This is a genomic window from Colwellia sp. MT41, from assembly GCF_001444365.1.
In the GTDB taxonomy this organism is placed as follows: domain Bacteria; phylum Pseudomonadota; class Gammaproteobacteria; order Enterobacterales; family Alteromonadaceae; genus Colwellia; species Colwellia marinimaniae.
In genome coordinates, this window is the sequence record NZ_CP013145.1 from 3,551,131 (window position 1) to 3,569,888 (window position 18,758).

Below are 18,758 nucleotides of genomic sequence, written 5' to 3' on the forward strand. Positions count from 1 at the left end.
CTTATTGGCATTATTTAGTAACAAAACAATAATGTTACTTGGCAGGCTCCATTACAGCGGGCAAAATAGCCTCAACAATTACTCACCACATCAACTCATTAAAAGTGTCAGAACATTATATTCAAGTTGCTATTCCTGTGCCTATGCGGCAGTTATTTACTTATCAAGTACCAGAGGCACTAAGCTCTCCCGCGATTAAAGTCGGTGAACGGGTTGTGGTACCTTTTGGTCATCGCAAGGTTATTGGCATTGTTATTGATGAACAAGCACAATGTAATTTCGACGTCAGTCGAGTTAAAAATATTGCCGGGCGCCTCAATGATAACTTTAATTTAAGTACGCCATTAGTTAACTTTTTACAATTATGCGCTCATTACTATCACCATCCCATTGGCGATGTTTTTCAACAAGCCCTACCTATACTGCTGCGAAAAATAGACAACATTACCTTAAGTCCACCCATGGTGTGGCTAGCTGAATCACGAGATGAAAAGGCTAATGACATACTGGCTAAATTAGCCAACAAAGCCGCTAAACAGTATGCCTTATATCAAATAATACAGAGTCACCATGGTATTAGCTGGGTTGAACTTCGCATGTTAGGCTATAACAAAGCCCAGTTAAATGCCCTACAGAGCAAGGGTTTAATCATTGAGCAAGAACAAATTGCTAGCCAATATTCTTGGCATAAGGATACCCTAAATAAAGCTGACAAGTTACGACTTTCCAGTGAACAAGCCATCATTGTCAGTGCTATTAATAACGCCTTAACAGAGTTTTCTTGTCACTTGATTGATGGGGTTACCGGCAGTGGCAAAACCGAAGTATATTTACAAGCCATGGAAACTGTACTTGCTAATAACAAACAAGTATTAGTGATAGTCCCTGAGATTGGTTTAACACCACAAACGCTAAGTCGCTTTGAACAACGCTTTAACGTGCCTATTGCTCTACACCATTCAGGGCTAAACGATAAAGAACGTTTAGCCACTTGGTTAAGTGCTCAGCAAGGCAGTGCCGCCATTGTTATTGGCACGCGCTCGGCAATTTTTACCCCCCTGCACCGTCTAGGCTTGATCATTATCGATGAAGAACATGACTCGTCATTAAAACAGCAAGACAGTTTTCGCTATCATGGTAGAGATATGGCCATCCTTCGTGCCAGACAGCTAGATATTCCTATTGTATTGGGTAGTGCTACGCCAAGTTTTGAATCGCTACAAAATGCCTTGTCAGGAAAATATCGCTACCACCAATTGCTCAATCGAGCCGGTAAAAGTAATAAGGCTAAAATAGCGCTTATTGATATGAATCATCAGCAAGTTGAATATGGTTTATCAGGCACACTTAAATATGAAATAAAACAAACCTTAGCGCGCGGTGAGCAAGTACTATTATTTTTGAACCGACGTGGCTATGCGCCTGCTATCAACTGTCAAGAATGTCATTGGCTAGCTGAGTGTCAGCGATGTGATAAACCCTACACTTTACACCAAAAACAGCAGCTACTTATTTGCCACCATTGTGGTAGTCAAAAGCGTATACCTCCTCAGTGCCCTAGTTGTGGTAGTGTGCGCATCGCGCCATTAGGTCAAGGTACCGAGCAATTAGAATCGCGCTTAGGGGAGTTATTTCCTGATGCCTCTATCGTGCGTATTGACCGTGATAGCACCCGAAAAAAAGGTGAACTAGCCAAATTACTGCAAGAAGTCATCGATAAAAAACATCAACTGCTGGTTGGCACACAAATGCTGGCCAAGGGCCATCACTTCCCCGATGTGACTCTAGTGGCGGTACTCGATGTTGATGGTGCTTTATTTAGTTTTGATTTTCGTGCCAGCGAGCAAATGGCGCAACTACTTATACAAGTAGCAGGACGAGCTGGCCGCGCCAGTAAACCTGGAAAAGTATTGGTGCAAAGTAATTATGTTAATCATCCCTTATTGCAAGATTTGGTGCATAATGGTTATCATCACTTTGCCCACCAAGCACTCACCGAAAGAAAACAAGCACTACTGCCGCCTTTTACTTTCCAAGCATTATTACGTGCCGATGCCAATTACCCTTCGTACCCAGAAAAGTTTTTACGTGCGCTTACCCAACAGCTATTAGCGGGTTGTGAGTTTGCTGGCCCAGTTCCGGCGGCAATGGAGAAAAAAGCCGGTAAATTTCGTTACCACTTAATCATTCAAGCTAAATCTCGAAAAGATTTGCACCGTGCAATTTTGCAACTCCTTAGCCAGATACCTAACAATGAATGGCAAGGCAAGGTACGCTGGAGTTTAGATATCGATCCAATCGATTTAAATTGGTAACGGCCATAGAGCAATTTTCATAAGTAAAGTACTCACTTACTCTATGGAATGGTATTAATCATGTTTTTTACTGTCAGCTCGGTTACACTAGCTAAAATTTTCCTCTAGTAACCCTCCCCTTTTCATGGCTAATCAAGATTATGTTTCCCGCACGCCTGCAAAAAATAAAAAAAAACCCCGTAACGGTAAAAGAGCAGCAAAAAACGCCAACGTACTAACACTAAAAACTAAACTAGCCAGCTTAATATTAGTGATATTAATTGGCGCGTTTTCTTATGGTTTATGGTCGTTAAAGACAGATCCTAGCACTAAAACACCCTTAGTAGAGTCCGTTAAAACAGTGCCAGCTCAAAAGGCAATAAACAAACGTACAGCGTTACCTGAGCTACCTAAAGAAAAGTGGACTTATGTTAAAAATTTAGCAAGCAAAGAAATTGAAGTTGGTGAATATAAGGTGGTCGAAAAAGGCCCTTATAAAATGCAGTGCGGTTCATTTAGAACACAAAAGCAAGCTGAAACATTAAAAGCAAGAATTGCCTTTACTGGACTCGAAGCACAAGTCAAAAGTGTTACTGGAAAGAGTGGCCTCTGGCATAAAGTTTTCTTAGGTCCCTACCCCCGTAAACGCCTTGCAGAAAAAGATAAACATAAGCTTAAACGCAACAATATAAATTATTGTCAAATATGGTTGTGGCGATAATTAATATCTTGTCTACTCCTTGAAAAAACCACAAAGAGCCCAATTACATTAGCATCAATGAATTGAGTTAAAATGAGGTTAATGTGACTACTATTATTTCAGTAAGACGTAATGGCAAAGTGGCTATTGGTGGCGATGGTCAAGTATCACTTGGCAATACCATAATGAAAGGCAATGCCCTAAAAGTTCGCCGTTTGTATAATAATAAGGTGTTGGCAGGTTTTGCCGGTGGCACCGCCGATGCATTTACTCTATTTGAGCGTTTTGAAAGTAAATTAGAGCAACATCAAGGTCATTTAACCAAAGCGGCAGTAGAGCTTGCTAAAGACTGGCGCAGTGATAGAGCATTAAGAAAGCTAGAAGCTTTACTTGCCGTTGCTGATGAAACCGCCTCATTAATAATTACCGGTAATGGCGATGTTATTCAGCCCGAAAATGACCTTATCGCCATTGGTAGTGGTGGTAACTTTGCCCAGGCTGCCGCCATAGCACTGTTAGAAAATACCGACTTAAGTGCCAAAGAGATAGTAGAGAAATCATTAACTATTGCTGGCAATATCTGTGTTTTTACCAACCAAGAACACACCATAGACGAACTCTAGCCTTCGCTCTTGCAAAAGAGCAACCTGATTAATATGCTGCCAGAGTATGAGTCAAACACTCCTCTGGCCGTAAAGAGGAATAAAAATGTCAGATATGACCCCACGCGAAATTGTCCATGAATTAGATAGCCACATTGTTGGTCAAAGTGATGCCAAACGTGCTGTTGCCATCGCGCTGCGAAACCGCTGGCGTAGAATGCAACTTGATAAAGATTTACGTAACGAAGTTACCCCTAAAAACATTCTCATGATAGGCCCTACCGGTGTTGGCAAAACTGAAATTGCTCGCCGTTTAGCAAAGCTTGCTAATGCACCGTTTATCAAGGTAGAAGCGACTAAGTTCACCGAAGTAGGATATGTTGGTAAAGAAGTAGAATCTATTATTCGTGACCTTGCCGATATGGCCATAAAGATGGTTAAAGAAAGTGAGATGGAACGTGTTAAACATATCGCTGAAGAAGCCGCTGAAGAACGTATTTTAGATGTACTTTTACCGCCAGCTCGTGACGGTTTTGGTAATGATGAAACCAGCGAAAACACCAATACTCGGCAAATATTCCGTAAAAAACTGCGTGAAGGTAAACTAGATGATAAAGAAATTGAACTAGATTTAGCCTCACCGCAAGTGGGTGTTGAAATCATGGCTCCTCCTGGTATGGAAGACATGACCTCACAATTACAAAGCATGTTCCAAAACATGTCGAGTGATAAAACCAGCAAACGTAAACTTAAAATTAAAGATGCCTTTAAAGCTTTACAAGAAGAAGAAGCCGCTAAAATCGTTAATCAAGATGACATCAAGCAAAAGGCTATTGATGCGGTAGAACAAAATGGTATTGTCTTTATCGATGAAATCGACAAAATCTGTAAACGCGCCGAGAACTCAGGCGGCGGAGATGTTTCTCGTGAGGGTGTGCAACGAGACTTGTTACCCTTAATTGAAGGTTGTACGGTAAGCACTAAGCATGGCATGATCAAAACTGATCATATCTTATTTATCGCCTCGGGTGCCTTTCAAATGTGCAAACCTTCAGACTTGATCCCTGAGTTACAAGGTCGTTTGCCTATTCGTGTTGAGTTAAAAGCGTTAACGGCTGACGATTTCGTGCGTATTTTAACCGAACCTTTTGCTTCGTTAACCGAACAGTATATTGCTTTACTCGGTACTGAAGGCGTGGAAGTAACCTTTACCGATGATGGTATTAAGGCTATTGCTGATGCTGCATGGCAAGTAAATGAGAGCACTGAAAACATTGGAGCACGTCGTTTACATACCATGATGGAACGTTTGGTTGAAGATTTATCCTTTAATGCTGACCAACGTAGTGGTGAGACTATTAGCATAGACCAAGCTTATGTTAATAACATATTAAGCGATGTCATTAAAAACGAAGATTTAAGTCGCTTTATTCTTTAATTACCAGACTATTATTAAATTAATGAAGATAACTCAAAGGTTAGATACTGTACTGTTATGAATATTACCCATTTTATTATAGATAATAACCAGCACAATCTAGCTATTGAGTTTGCTGCTAGCCAGACGATAGAGAGTGCGCTACTAAGTTTTGAATATTTGCGTATTAGCTCACCAGCAAGCTCAGCTAAAAAACTAAAAACTGGGCCGGCTGCGATTACTAGTCATAAAAAGGCGGTGCGCTTAGTTAAAATTGAGAGTGTCGCAAAACATGGTTATCGCTTGATTTTCGATGATGGCCATAACGCTATCTATAGTGAGCAATATATACAAATATTAGCCAGTGAATATAAAGTTCGTTGGCAGCATTATTTAACTGAGCTAAAAGCCAGTGGTCACTCCCGTGAAGCCATGATTGATATTAAACAGTTATAAAATAACTAATTAAGTTTATTCAATAAGGGTTTACTCTTTTAAGCCCAATAAAAAATGCCCTGACGCCACAAATCAGGGCATTTTCATTTAACTCTTTTAGATGATTAAACTAGACAGTAAATCGGCTGACTTCTTTAGTTAGCACTTGCGCCTGCTGTGATAACTCTTCACTCATATGCTCATTTTGCTTAGCTGACTCTCCAGATTTTTCGGTAACATCTCTGATCATCACTACGTGTTGGTTAACTTCTGAGGCAACGGTACTTTGCTCTTGAATAGCCGTAGCAATAGCACTGTTCATATCCATAATCAAAGCGACATCTTGGGTTATTTCATCTAACATAGCACCAGCAGAGCTTGCTTGCTCGGCACTCTCTTCGCCTTGGTTTCGACACTCAGCCATTAACAAAACAATCTCTTGAGTACGTTTTTGTAATAAACTAATAATGGTTTCAATTTCTTGAGTCGAGTCTTGTGTTCTACTCGCTAGCGTTCTTACTTCATCAGCGACCACGGCAAAACCTCGACCCTGCTCTCCGGCTCTTGCCGCTTCAATCGCTGCGTTTAACGCAAGCAAGTTAGTTTGTTCGGCAATGCCACGAATAACGCCTAAGACCGAGGCAATTGTGATACTTTCTTTTTCTAACTCTTTGACCACATTTTCTGAGTCTAAAAGTTTTGCAGAAAGCTGACCGATTTTATCTATGGTCTGCTCTACTCCTGCCTTACCTTTTTCAGCATTCTTATTGGTTAGCTCAGCTTTATGAGCGGCTTCTCGAGTGTTAGTTGCAATTTCATCTATGGTAGCCACCATTTCGGTGACGGCGGTTGCCACAAGATCAGTTTGCTGCATTTGGGTTTCCACCCCTTCATTAGCATTATAGATATTTTCAGCCAGGCTGCCCGTGGCAGAATTAAGGGTATTTACTGAGTGATTAACTTCCACAATAAGTGAACGGAAGTTGGTTAACATATGGTTAAATACTTCGGCCATATCCGATAATTCATCGCCACCACTAACGTCAACTTTAGTGGTTAAATCATTACTTTGAGCAATTTTATTCATGGTCTGCTGTAAGTTATTAATGCGATCTAAAATACTTTTTCCTATTAGCCAGGCACTGACTAAAGCGACCACAAGTACAACAGTAAACAGGCTATATGCCAAGGTCTTAACAAAAGCAACATCTTCTTTTACCGCCGCATCACTAGCCAAAAACAGTTTGGACAGCTCACTATCAACTTGGTGAACTATATTACGCATATCATTCATCACGCCCATGTTTTCGTGATAGCCGAGCTCTTTTTGGACGGTCACTAAATTTAAGAAAACCATTTGGTATACTTTAATTAACTTACTAACGTCTTGCCTTTTAGCTGATGAAAAATTACTACTTTGCACACTTGCTAGTAGCTTGCTAACGTTACGTTGCAGTTTATCGACATATTTGTCATCGAGTCTTAACATAAAGTCTTTTTCATTACGTCTTAGCTGTAACATTTCACTGCGCAAACGATAGTTATTTGTGCCAATGAGGCTTTCAACATTATGAACCGCGGTGCGAAGTTCACCATATAAGCCAGATTTGGCATCCAAACCAATTTTCTTTTGCAAAGTAACAATCTTATTAAATTGACTCTGATACTCAATTAAAATATTGCCGGTACTGGTTAATTCCGGCATAGACAAGCCCACTTGCGCAAAGTCATTGCTCAAGGTCGTTATTTGCTGTTGCACAGCCATCATTTTATTATCGAATTTTTGCGAATATTTCAACTTTTTACGGGCAGAAAAATCTTTTTCATCACGCCTTAGCTCTAAAATAGCCACTTTAATATTGCCAATATCCTTAGCTATAGTTATATCGTGTTGTAACGATGAGCTTGCGTAGTTCAATAACACTAACATTAGGCTCATTGCGAGTACTAATATTGTGGTATTGGCGATTAGTTTATGTTTTATAAGCATAGCTTTTAACCTTAAAAATGAACTTAGATAGAAAAAAAACAAAAGGTGTACTTATCCAGAAGCCATTTTCAGCTTATCTGCGACCCCAAATTCACCTTGCCATGATAATAATAATACAAAACACAGGGTGTAAAAAGGAGGTGTTACTTAGGTTATTTCTTTGTTTAGTATAGACTGTATCGGTAAGTATCCGATTTTTTTTAATTTATTTTCACTTAAATTCACACTTTATAATTAATGGCTAATTTTCCTACAACTTAGTGGTTTTCCTGAGATAAGTTAATGAGAGATAATATAGCGTTCATGGGGTTATAAAGAAGCTTGTCCTAGCGTTTTTTTCTTTTAAGGTAAAGTACCAGTTCATCTTCAGGCAAGGGCTTGCTAATAAAGTAGCCTTGCACCGCATCACAACCTAAATGGCGTAATAGGTTAAGTTGCTCGACAGTTTCAACACCCTCAGCTAAGACACGTTTACCTAAACCGTGTGAAAGGTCTATCATAGACTTAACTATGGTTAGATCTGAGTCATTAATAGCCACCTCGTGAATAAAGCTACGATCAATTTTTATTTTATCAATAGGTAACTCTCGTAAGTAAGCGAGAGATGAATAGCCAGTACCAAAGTCATCAATTGACACCTTAATGCCCATGCTTTGTAATTTAACAATGCTGTCCATTGCTCGGGCAATATCAGTCATAACCACGTTTTCAGTGATTTCTAATTCTAGATAGCGAGAAGGTATACTATATTTATGCAATAGATTTTGAATATTCGTGACCAGTTGCTCATTTTGAAATTCAATAGCCGTTATATTTACCGCGATAGCAATACGACGTTGGTATAAATTGAACCAGCGCTCACTCGCTTGGCAAGCCTTGTCTAAAATATAATTATCAAATTCATTATGCATATTCAAAGCTTCAATTTCACTCAAGAATTCACTCGGAGCAAGCAGGCCTTTCTCAGGGTGCTGCCAACGAACTAATGCTTCAACACCTTCGAGTTTATTTGTTAATAAGTTTAATTGCGGCTGGTAATATAAAATAAACTCATCATGCTCTAATGCTGCTCTTAACTGCTTTTCCATGATCAACAAATGTCGTCCCTGTGCTTGCATTCCTTCTTTAAAGGCGACAGTGGCAATATTGTTAGTTTCTGCATGATGCAAGGCAAGGTTAGCTTTTTGTAAAAGTTCCTCTGCTTTATCAGCATCGTCCGGGTAAAAGCAGTAACCAATACTCGCTTGGATTGATATTTCTTGCTGTTCATAACGAAAGGTTCGTTCAATAAGTTCGTGGATATGGCTTACCGCTCTATCTACATGGGAAGCCTGCTCAAATTCAATAACAAACATAAAAGAATCACCACTTAAGCGTCCTACCGCCTGAGGCATAAAAACACTGTGATTAAGTCTGCTGGCAATTTCCCCGAGAATATAATCACCTATTTTTAAGCCGTAGGTATCGTTAACAAATTTAAATTGTTTTATATCGATTAAGAAAACCGACAGTTTTAACTGATTTTTGTTGGTTTTATTTGCTTGGCTTAGCTCATGTATTTTATCGGATAACTTAGCCATCACTTGTTCGCGATTGAGTGCTCCGGTTAACGAGTCATGTTTACCTAAGTATTGCGCTCTATTAATGGCATTTATAGCGGCAAACCTCTCTGCACCTTGCATCCAAATAAGTAAAATAAAACCAAGAATACTGTGGGCAGCGACATCGAAATATAATAAAAACAACTCTAACTGACGAAACCAAGACTCAGTTAAAGCCACAATAGAAATGAAAGAATGGATTAAATAACGAAGACCAATAACCGCAGCAAAGTACATTAATACTTTGCTAGAAAAGTAACTCGTTTTATCAAATAAAAGGTAACTTGCTAAAGCGAGAAAGCTACAACCAAAAATAAAACTAGGCAGGCTAATCGTTAAATAAAAATGATTGAACGCCTGGCTGGGGTCAAAAGAAAACCACAGTGTGGTGGTTAAACTGACAACTATAATTAAACTCATTCCAGCTATTGGTATCTTATTAGGGATTGCTTTATGCGTTTTAGCATTAAACACACCCAGCACCAGGAAAAATAAAAACGAATACTGACAAGTTTGCAGAATGAATTCTGCGATAAAGTGCCAGTTGTTACTGGCCAAATCCACACTGGTATACGGGAGAAAAGCTTTAATAAAATAGCTAAGACTTAACATGGCTATACTGACTAACCAATACATGACATATTTACGCAAGAAAGTGCGATAGTAAACAACAAAGACAAATAACAACACCGAAAAAACTACGGCTTGCGTCGCGAATAAAAAAGTCCGTGGCGTAATATAATCTATCATAAAAAATGTTTAATCATAACTATCAAGAGATCCACTTAAAGCCAGTCGTTGTCGACAAATGAATTGAGGTTTTAGTAGCCAAAGGTAGTGCTATTAAAAAGGCTTTTACCTTTGAATTCAAGTAATACCCGCTAAATATATAATAGGTTTTATTTTATTCATAACAATATATACTGACCTTGAATATTATCTTCAAATAAAAAGAGAGCTAGCATGCAATATAACACCTCTGAATTATGTGACTTTTATGCCGATTTAATTGATGTTGTTGATCCTATTTTTTGTAACTATGGTGGTGTCAGCTCATTTGCTGGCCAAGTTGTCACGGTAAAGTGTTTTGAAAATTTAGGTTTGATAGCTGAGTTAGTGAAGCTTAATGGCAAAGGAAAGGTGCTAGTTATTGATGGTGGTGGTTCAACCCGTCGTGCGCTTATTGATATTAATATTGCCCAGTGTGCTGCTAGCAACGGCTGGGAAGGTATTATTTGCAATGGTAGTGTTCGCGATGTCGATGCTTTAGAAGATATAGATATGGGTATTCAGGCACTCGTGGCAATTCCTGTAGGGGCAAGTGATCAAAGTATTGGCGAAACTGATATTGCCATCAACTTTGCTGGCGTGACTATACTACCTGATGACCATATTTATGCCGATAATACTGGCATTATACTGTCACCTGAAGCGCTAGATATTGAATGACCTCAAGGCTGATGCTAAGGCATCAGCCTTAATTATATAAGCCAATGAGCTTAATAAATTGACGGTTTAGCTTCAGGAGGAATTGACTCTGGGTGCTGTAAATACCACTTTTCTAACCAAAGTTCTATTTCCTCAGGTACTACACCTGAATGAATAATATCTCCCTGAATTAACTCTCCGCCCATAGCTATATAAGCTTGTGAGGCATCATGTCGGTCAATGTTAGTACCAACAAGTGGGATTTTCATGCTGCGTGTTAAGGTAACAAGTGCATTGGTAATGGCCTTATCTACTCGATTACTACTGTCATTGGTTAATTGCTGACAATCTACCTTTAATTGATGTATGGCCATTTTACGGACATATCGTAATGATTCATAACTGCCAGAAAAGTTAGCAATAGAAATTTTTATCTCTAATGATTTAAGTTGATCTATTATATTTTTTACCCGCTGACTTGCATTAAGCATGACTTGTTCATTCAGCTCAATCATTAAATATTTACCCGCTATGCCATGCTGTTGTAGCTTTTGTTCAATAAAGTCAACTAAATCGACTTCAAACAAGTTTTCACTCGCTAAACTGACGGAAATACGCTGATAGACACCAATACGGTGTAAAGTTTCAAGCGTGGTGAAAGCTTGCTCAAACATATACTTCGTTAAACGATACAGTTCGCCACTTTGCTCAGCGAGGGTTGAAAATTCAGACAATTCAAGTGGTTTATGATCATTGTTCTCATACCAATGCACGTTTAATTGAAAGCCAACAATATGGTAATTATTTATATTAACTTGCGGCTTTAAATAGCAAAACAACTTTTCATCTTCTATATCTTGACGAAGTGATTCCATCCGCGCCAGCTGACTTTGTGTATATAAAATACTACTATTATCAAAATAACTAATCACTTGCTGAGATTGTAGTCCGTTAAGTAATGCGTCTCCAGCATGGGCAATTACCTCTTCAACACTATTACCATGCTCTCCCGAAATGGCGATACCAAAGGCCAGTTCAAAGTTTAAAGAAAAACTTTTAAAGCTCAAAGCATCCGGAACTGCATCACCAAGCTGTTGACACAACTCATCCAACATACTTTTATCATCGAAGCGATTGTCAGTTAAATTATATACCACTAAAAACTGTAAGCTTTGCAAGCGAGCAATACGGACTGACTCAAGGTTATGAGCAAAGCTCAATAATTTTTTATTGTTAACTATTTTTTGTCGTAAACAATAAGCAAGCTGAAGTAATAAAATATCTGAATTGTGATAGCCTAATAAACTATTTACTTGTTCAAAATTAATAGGTTTGAATACCACAGCAGCATAACGTTGCCCGGTACTTGCTTTGATTGCAGATGCAAAGATTTTTAATGCTTGTTGGGCGGTAGGTAAGTTAGTTACCGGATCATGGGTATAACTAAAGAGTTCTTCGACACTGATGGTTTCATTGCCAGTATGGCTAGTTTCTGCGCTAAAGAGCTTTTGGGTAAGCAACCAAACTAAAGTAATGGCGATAATAATAGCAACAATATAGCCAGTCATTGCCATTAATCCCATAGGTAATTGCTCTCGATAAAGCTGGGAAAATAGTGCTGACAGAGCGACTACGACGATAACAACAATAAATAAAAAAAAGTACTTGGCGTTAAAATGACTCATATTTAACCACAGCCCATCCTGGGAAATTTTACTAATACAAAAAAACAGCCTAATAAAAAAAGAGGCTATTGTACAGAAATTCTAATTACTTAAGCGCTATGCTTAAGAGATACAAACACTTTTTTTATTTTTTGATGATACATTATTACTATCATCAATAGTTAGTAAGGCTTCAACTAAAAAAAGAAAACCGTTTAAATTTTCACTAGACCAATAACGCTGTAGCTGTTTATCATCAGTGACGATTAATGCGACAAATTTCTTATAAGCCGCACTATTATGGTTTTCAAAGCACTTTTTGCTTACCGCTTTAAGGCGGCCTTTTCCTTTCAGACATTCCCTAAAAATAATACTGTAATTATTGATTAATGGGCTAATCAACTCAAGGTGTGTAATGAGCTGTTCATATTCACTTGCTGTTGCCTGCACTTTTAAACTTGCCAATCTAGCTTTAGCAAATTCTTGACCTCGGGTAGCAACGAGTATCATAGAGTCAACTAAGGCTTTATTTTCTTTGCGGGTAGCTATACTGTCGCGTTTTTGGCTTATTAACTGTCGCTGTAGCTTCTCAGCGCGAAGGAAAAAAAAGATACTAATCACTACAAAGGCAGCGGTTATAATTAAAACAAAAAACATTAAGACACCTTAGACTGATTAACTGGCTTGATGTTAACAGATTCAGCTATATGTGCCAAAAATAGATAGGGATCAATATCTTTATAGTCCGGCGTCTTTAATGAATATTTCATTGTGATGCTAAAACGACCTAAATTAGCAAAGGCTCGACTATTTAAGGCTTGTACCAGTTTATCCAGTTTCATATGCGCCTCCGCACTACTTACGTGTTCAAACATCAATAAATACTCCCCTTGATTAAGTAAGCCAGCGTAATCAAACTCAGTTAATTGTTCATTGATTAAGCTGGCTATATCTTTAGTTACTTCCTTAATGCTTTTATTATTGAAATGAAAAGTCAACTCTTGCCAGTTTTCTACCACTAGATAGCCGACACTCAAGGGGTATTGAAATTTACGGGCTTTTTTAAAAGCCAATTGATAATCAAATTTAGTTTGCATCGGCCCAGTCATGATATAACTCGGTTTTTCAATTTCTTCATAGGCTAAATTTATTCGTTGTGTTTTTAACCTCAAGAAAAAGCCAAGTAAGGTAATCAACAATAAACAAACCAGGGCAGATAAACTAATAATAATGGTGCGTTGCTTTTGGTATTTACCAACAAAACTACTCGATAGCTCACTGTTTTGTGCTAATTTAACTGCCAAATTTCTTGACTCATGCAAAGGCTCAACGATTGCCTGTGGGTCGGTGATTAAATATGATAACCCATGAGCTAAAGTGGCAGATTTTTTCATATCTTTCAGTTTCGTTAATAGTACCTTGCTATGTTTTTCCCGCCAGAGGTAAGCGCTTTGATAATTATTATCGGCAAGGTACATTTCGGCAACCATACGATAAAAGCCAGCGTACTCTAAGGAAATATCTTCACCGTCCAGTAATTGTAATACCTCAACTAGCAGTGCATAACCGGCACTATTTTGTGCTATTGCTAACCTTGCGCTGGCTAAAGCGACCATACTTTCAATTTGTTCATCAAGCATGTCATTGTGCTTAAATATAGCAATAGTTGGCTCTAGTGATTCAATGGCTTCATCAAACTGCTGTTGAGAAATTAAAACAATACCTAAACCTTTACTGGCATAAGCAGCACTAATTGGCGCAGTCTTATTTTCAGCATAGCTTTTAGACTGCCAAAAAGCATTATAAGCATCATCAAAGCGCTGTAAGTAGAAATAGGCATAGCCTAAATATAAATAGGTTTGATCCAGATTGTCCAACAGCCCCATTTCAAACCTTAATTTCAAAATCTTTAACTGCATAGTCAATGATGTTTGATAATCACCCAAGTAGTGATAGGCCAAGGACAAAATAGTTAATAACTCAATATGTTCAGTCAATTCACTTTTGTTAATTCCTCGTTCAACTTGTTGTAAATCAGCTAAAGCAGCTTGATGTTCTCCCAGCATAGCAAACGCGACGCTACGATAACTAAGCAAGAGTAATTGATGTTTTATATTACGGCTATATTCACTATTATTTACTGCCGTTTGAATCAGAATGAGTAGCTGTTGATACTTTTCTCTGGCAACATAAACTTCCGCAAGTTTTAACAAAAGCGCCAACTTTATTTTTTTATCCCGACTATTGACCGATAAGCCACTTTGAGCAAAGTCATGTACTTGGTTGATATTTGCTTGATTGCTAGCCACATTAGCCGCGAGTAAAAACACCTTGGCTAGGATATCATTGGAGTAATTTTTGCGGTTATCAAGAATTTTTTCTGATAGCTTTTTTACCGTATCAGCATTAAGACTTTCACTATTGACTTTTAGCAATTTCAGCACTTGATTACTCAAAATGATTTGCTCAGAAGAAGGCTGAGCATAAGCATTAACTGCAAATAATGAAAAAAACATTACTCGTTTAAACGTTAATATTATCAAAGAAAATAACTGCCGATTAGTCATATTCATACCGTTAGTGATTGAAAAGCAAAACATTGAAAGTTATCCAATAGTATTTATTACTACTTTTAACCTATAAAGCTAAGCAAAAGTAGCCTTTTCTGTTTACATTTATAAAACTCCCCCTATAATGAGGTTGAGCTTTATAGCTTGATAAGGGCAAATCTAATGAAAGTTAGAGACGCAAAGTTACCGGTCTAAAGGGAAACCTATGATAGCGGGACTACCAAGTTTAGATATAGTGGGGGCTTATCTTAATTCGATATTCCACTATCTGTTTCTTCCGTTTTCTTTGCGTGCTCCCTCTCCCTTAATTCTTAAGGTTAGTTAAACTCCTCATTAACTGTACAAGTTACTTTTAAATTACTGATTGATTATCAATTAAGTAACTGATCGTACCGCTTTATTACCCCAGTAATCACCTCACTAATGGCAGTGTTTAAGCCGAATGTTACCTAAGGTAAATCTGGCTATGCCCTGAGATAAATAAGCTTATTTATTTTGTTCAGTTTGCTCATGGATATACTGCATAACGACTTTATCCATCATAGATAATGGCATAGAACCATGCTTGAGCAATTGATCATGAAAGTCTCTTAAATCAAAATCTTTGCCTAATGCTTGCTCTGCTGTTTTACGCAAACGTTTAATAGTTAATTCGCCTATTTTGTATGACAATGCTTGTCCTGGCCAAGAGATATAGCGATCTATTTCTGTGGTAACATTGTGCAATGACAAAGCAGTATTACTCGCTAAAAAATCAATGGCTTGTGCTCTACTCCAGCCTTGAGTATGTATACCGGTATCAACGACTAAGCGGCACGCTCGCCACATTTCATAAGTTAATCGACCAAAGTTATGATAGGGGTCTTCATACATGCCAGCCTCAATGCCAAGATATTCCGAGTACAAGCCCCAACCTTCGCCAAAGGCTGAAATGTAAGTGCGATTGCGAAACTTTGCCACATTAACCATTTCTTTAGCTAAAGATATTTGCAGGTGATGACCTGGCACAGCTTCATGGAGTGTTAGTGCGGTTAAAACATAAAGTGGTCGACGGTCAAGTCGATAAGTATTAACCCAGTAGTTACCTGGCTGATCATCTCGAGATGAGCCCTCATATCGACCCGTAGTATACTTGGGGGCAATATTAGCAGGCACAGCCATAACACCATAAGGCGTTCTTGGTAGTGTTTTAAAGAGCGCAGGTAATTTAGCATCCATTTTTTTAGCTATAAAAGCAGCCTCTTTTAATAACTCAATTGCCGTGGTGGCATAAAACTGAGGGTCGGTACGTAAAAATTGCACAAATTCGGCAAAATCCCCATCAAAGTTAACTTGTTCAATAACAGCGTCCATTTCAGCACGTATACGCTTTACTTCCGCAAGACCTTGTTGATGTACTTGCACTGCTGTCAGAGGCAAGGTGGTATAATGCCTCAACCTATTTTGATAATAGGCTTCGCCATTCGGTAAAGAGCTGGCGGCGATATTATCTCGGGCATTGGGTTGGTATTCATTCACCATAAAGTCATAATAAGCTCTATATGCAGGCATAACTTTAGTGCTCAAAATATGCTTAGCTTGTCGCTGTAAATCCTTTTGCTGGCTTGGCTTAATAAAGGTAGACATGTTATTAAAAGGTTTATAGTAATCACTCTCTGTGACATCTTCTTTAATATAAGCGGAGATAGATTGCTCAAAGCCGATAAGAACAATTTTAGGCTGGCTAATTCCGTGTTTCAGTCCGGTTTTCATCCAGTGAGTTTGCTGTGAAAAATAGCGTGGTAATGCCGCTAAACGTGCTAAATAATCTTGGTAATCGGCCAAGGTTTTAAAATCAACTTTCGTGGAAATATTGGCTATCCAAACATGAAAACCTGACTCGGCCATGAGTGGCATGTAATGTTCTTTGTTAGTGTAACTATCTAACTGGTTTTTTAGGCTATAAGTGAGTACTGATAAATCAATCTGATTATCTTGATTTAACTTTTCTTCATCTAGGGTAATTAACTGCTGATATATAGCCAAGCGCTGTTGATATTGCCCTAATAAAGTCTCTGCTGATAGGTTAGGTAATTTAGCATTATTACCACCTACCTCAGGCTGATTAAAAGGACTTGCTTGTAGATAAAACTCTTCATATATTTGAATAATATGAGCTAATTTTTGCTCTTCACTATTGTTATTCTTAGCTATATTCGTGGCATTGCTGGTATTAATTTGGCAAATACTCAGTGCAAAAAGCACTAGATAACTGATTATATTTTTCATTGGGCTTACTCAAAAATAAAGGTGGCACGATAATAACGCTATATAATTTTTGTGCCTTAGTTTTTTGTCTGTTAAAACTATAGTTTGAAGAAGAGTTCTCTATAAACTTTTAACTCAGCAATAGACTCTTTTATATCATCGAGCGCTAAATGTGCGCCGGTTTTAACCACAGATTCTAGTACTTCAGGCTTCCAACGCCGAGCCAGCTCTTTTATGGTACTAACATCTAGATTACGATAATGAAAATGCTCTTCGAAGTCAGGCATATACTTATTTATAAAGCGCCTATCTTGTCCGATACTATTACCACACATAGGAGACTTACCTTGCGGTACCCATTCTTGCACAAAAGCCACACTTTGTTCGGTGGCGTGCGCCAAACTTACCTCGCTATCACGGCACCTTTGCGTAAGCCCTGATTGACCATGATGTTCAATACACCATAGGTTCATATTATCTAGCACTTCATCACTTTGATTGATGGCAAATATTGGCCCTTGCGCTAAGATATTTAAATGACTATCGGTGATAATAATAGCAATTTCTAAAATAACATCATCGTCAGGATCTAGTCCCGTCATTTCCAAATCAAGCCAAATTAAGTTACTGTCATTACCCGCCATAAATTTCCCTTAAAAAAATGCACAAGCATTCATATATTATTGTTAGTATAATACGCCAGAACTAAGTTGGATCAAATTAAATAGTATGAATAATTCACATGGCTAAAGTAAAAAAACTGACTAAAGGTCAGCAAAGACGCATTAAAGCAAATCATGATAAAAAACTGCAAGGCGGTAAAGATAAAGTGCAGTGGGATGATGGCGACCTCGGCGCTCCTGAGCAAGGGGTGATCATTAGTCGCTTTGGTCAGCACGCCGATGTCGAAAATAATAGCGGTGAAATTTTCCGCTGTAATTTACGCCGTTCGATAGCTTCCCTAGTTTGTGGTGATAAGGTGCAATGGCGTCTTGGTAAACAAACCCAGCATAGTATTACTGGCATTATCGAAGCCGTGCATGAGCGTGATACCGTGTTAAGTCGCCCCGATGTTTATGATGGGATAAAACCTATCGCGGCTAATATTAGCCAAATTCTGATTGTCTCTTCGGTATTACCCGCTTTTAACAGCGATATTATTGATCGCTATTTAGTCGCGGCTGAACAGACCGGTATTACCCCTGTTATCGTGCTCAACAAAACGGACTTACTAGACAGTATTTCCACCGACGAACAAGCGGCAATCAAAAAGCAATTACAAATCTATCAAGATATTGGCTATCAAGTACTTTATGCCAGTTGCATATCTCTTGACGGTATTGAGAAACTAAAGCTACAACTTGCTGAACATACCAGTATTTTCGTCGGTCAGTCAGGTGTCGGTAAATCAACCTTGGTCAATGCCTTAATGCCTGAATTAGGGCTGTTGACAAAAGAAGTCTCAGAAAACTCAGGTTTAGGGCAACACACCACCACAGTGGCACGCTTATATCACTTTATTGAGGGCGGTGATTTAATTGACTCCCCAGGTATTCGTGAATTTGGTTTATGGCATTTAACCCCTGAACAAGTTTGCCATGGTTTTATCGAGTTTTCAGATTATATTGGCCTATGTAAATTTCGAGATTGTAAACATCAAACCGATCTCGGCTGCGCCTTAATAGCCGCGGGTAAAAATGAAAAAATAAGCCCTGATCGCCTAGCGAGTTTTCAGCGCATATTAGCCAGCCTCAATGATAATACATTAACCTCACGTTTTAATAATTAAGGAAACCGAGTGTCTTCAAAA

Annotated in this window: 14 protein-coding genes and 1 riboswitch; of the genes, 7 read left to right on the forward strand and 7 right to left on the reverse strand. The window is 38.5% G+C overall.

All coding sequences use genetic code 11. The features are described from left to right. Window positions 1-38: 38 nt before the first annotated feature. The 5 genes from priA (at window position 39) to CMT41_RS15095 (ending at window position 5,469) form a co-directional block, all read left to right on the forward strand. Entirely contained in the window at window positions 39-2,315 is a 2,277-nt protein-coding gene (gene priA / locus CMT41_RS15075; protein WP_232299967.1) for a primosomal protein N', read from the forward strand. A gap of 124 nt (window positions 2,316-2,439) precedes the next feature. Continuing rightward, complete coding sequence (locus tag CMT41_RS15080) at window positions 2,440-3,015, forward strand: SPOR domain-containing protein (RefSeq protein ID WP_058027731.1); 576 nt, start codon at window positions 2,440-2,442, stop codon at window positions 3,013-3,015. An 83-nt stretch (window positions 3,016-3,098) separates the two neighbouring features. After that, a complete protein-coding gene (hslV, locus tag CMT41_RS15085) occupies window positions 3,099-3,617 on the forward strand; it encodes an ATP-dependent protease subunit HslV (protein WP_057182363.1) in 519 nt (172 codons plus the stop codon). An 85-nt stretch (window positions 3,618-3,702) separates the two neighbouring features. After that, a complete protein-coding gene (hslU, locus tag CMT41_RS15090; RefSeq protein ID WP_057182365.1) occupies window positions 3,703-5,034 on the forward strand; it encodes an HslU--HslV peptidase ATPase subunit in 1,332 nt (443 codons plus the stop codon). Window positions 5,035-5,091: 57 nt separating this feature from the next. Next, window positions 5,092-5,469: a gamma-butyrobetaine hydroxylase-like domain-containing protein gene (locus tag CMT41_RS15095; protein ID WP_057182366.1), complete on the forward strand. Its 378-nt coding sequence runs from the start codon at window positions 5,092-5,094 to the stop codon at window positions 5,467-5,469. Window positions 5,470-5,578: 109 nt separating this feature from the next. Here the strand turns inward: CMT41_RS15095 and CMT41_RS15100 are convergent, their stop codons facing one another. Both CMT41_RS15100 and CMT41_RS15105 read right to left on the reverse strand, forming a co-directional pair. Next, window positions 5,579-7,438, reverse strand: coding sequence for a methyl-accepting chemotaxis protein (locus CMT41_RS15100; RefSeq protein ID WP_058027732.1), 1,860 nt, complete (start codon window positions 7,436-7,438; stop codon window positions 5,579-5,581). Window positions 7,439-7,764: 326 nt separating this feature from the next. Beyond that, the gene (locus CMT41_RS15105) at window positions 7,765-9,789 is read right to left on the reverse strand and encodes a putative bifunctional diguanylate cyclase/phosphodiesterase (RefSeq protein ID WP_058027733.1); all 2,025 of its coding nucleotides are present in this window, start codon (window positions 9,787-9,789) and stop codon (window positions 7,765-7,767) included. A 213-nt stretch (window positions 9,790-10,002) separates the two neighbouring features. Between CMT41_RS15105 and rraA the strand changes: the two genes are divergently transcribed. After that, a complete protein-coding gene (gene rraA, locus CMT41_RS15110) occupies window positions 10,003-10,488 on the forward strand; it encodes a ribonuclease E activity regulator RraA (RefSeq protein ID WP_057182372.1) in 486 nt (161 codons plus the stop codon). A gap of 50 nt (window positions 10,489-10,538) precedes the next feature. On the opposite strand, the gene CMT41_RS15115 is transcribed toward rraA, so the two are convergent. The 5 genes from CMT41_RS15115 to orn all read right to left on the reverse strand — a co-directional run bounded on the left by CMT41_RS15115 (window position 10,539) and on the right by orn (window position 17,592). Then, on the reverse strand, window positions 10,539-12,152 hold the full coding sequence (locus CMT41_RS15115) for a GGDEF domain-containing phosphodiesterase (RefSeq protein WP_058027734.1): 1,614 nt from the start codon (window positions 12,150-12,152) through the stop codon (window positions 10,539-10,541). A 102-nt stretch (window positions 12,153-12,254) separates the two neighbouring features. Then, on the reverse strand, window positions 12,255-12,788 hold the full coding sequence (locus CMT41_RS15120; RefSeq protein ID WP_057182375.1) for a hypothetical protein: 534 nt from the start codon (window positions 12,786-12,788) through the stop codon (window positions 12,255-12,257). Then, window positions 12,788-14,698 carry a tetratricopeptide repeat protein gene (locus tag CMT41_RS15125; RefSeq protein ID WP_232299968.1) on the reverse strand — a complete coding sequence of 637 codons (1,911 nt, stop codon included), beginning with the start codon at window positions 14,696-14,698 and terminating at the stop codon, window positions 12,788-12,790. Before CMT41_RS15125 ends, CMT41_RS15120 begins: the two co-directional genes overlap by 1 nt. Before the next feature lie 145 nt (window positions 14,699-14,843). Then, window positions 14,844-14,926, forward strand: a riboswitch (cyclic di-GMP riboswitch). 261 nt (window positions 14,927-15,187) lie between these two features. After that, entirely contained in the window at window positions 15,188-16,969 is a 1,782-nt protein-coding gene (locus CMT41_RS15130; protein ID WP_058027736.1) for a DUF885 domain-containing protein, read from the reverse strand. 77 nt (window positions 16,970-17,046) lie between these two features. Beyond that, a complete protein-coding gene (gene orn / locus CMT41_RS15135) occupies window positions 17,047-17,592 on the reverse strand; it encodes an oligoribonuclease (RefSeq protein WP_057182381.1) in 546 nt (181 codons plus the stop codon). A 98-nt stretch (window positions 17,593-17,690) separates the two neighbouring features. Between orn and rsgA the strand changes: the two genes are divergently transcribed. Continuing rightward, window positions 17,691-18,737: a small ribosomal subunit biogenesis GTPase RsgA gene (gene rsgA / locus CMT41_RS15140; RefSeq protein WP_058027737.1), complete on the forward strand. Its 1,047-nt coding sequence runs from the start codon at window positions 17,691-17,693 to the stop codon at window positions 18,735-18,737. The last annotated feature ends 21 nt before the right edge of the window (window positions 18,738-18,758 follow it).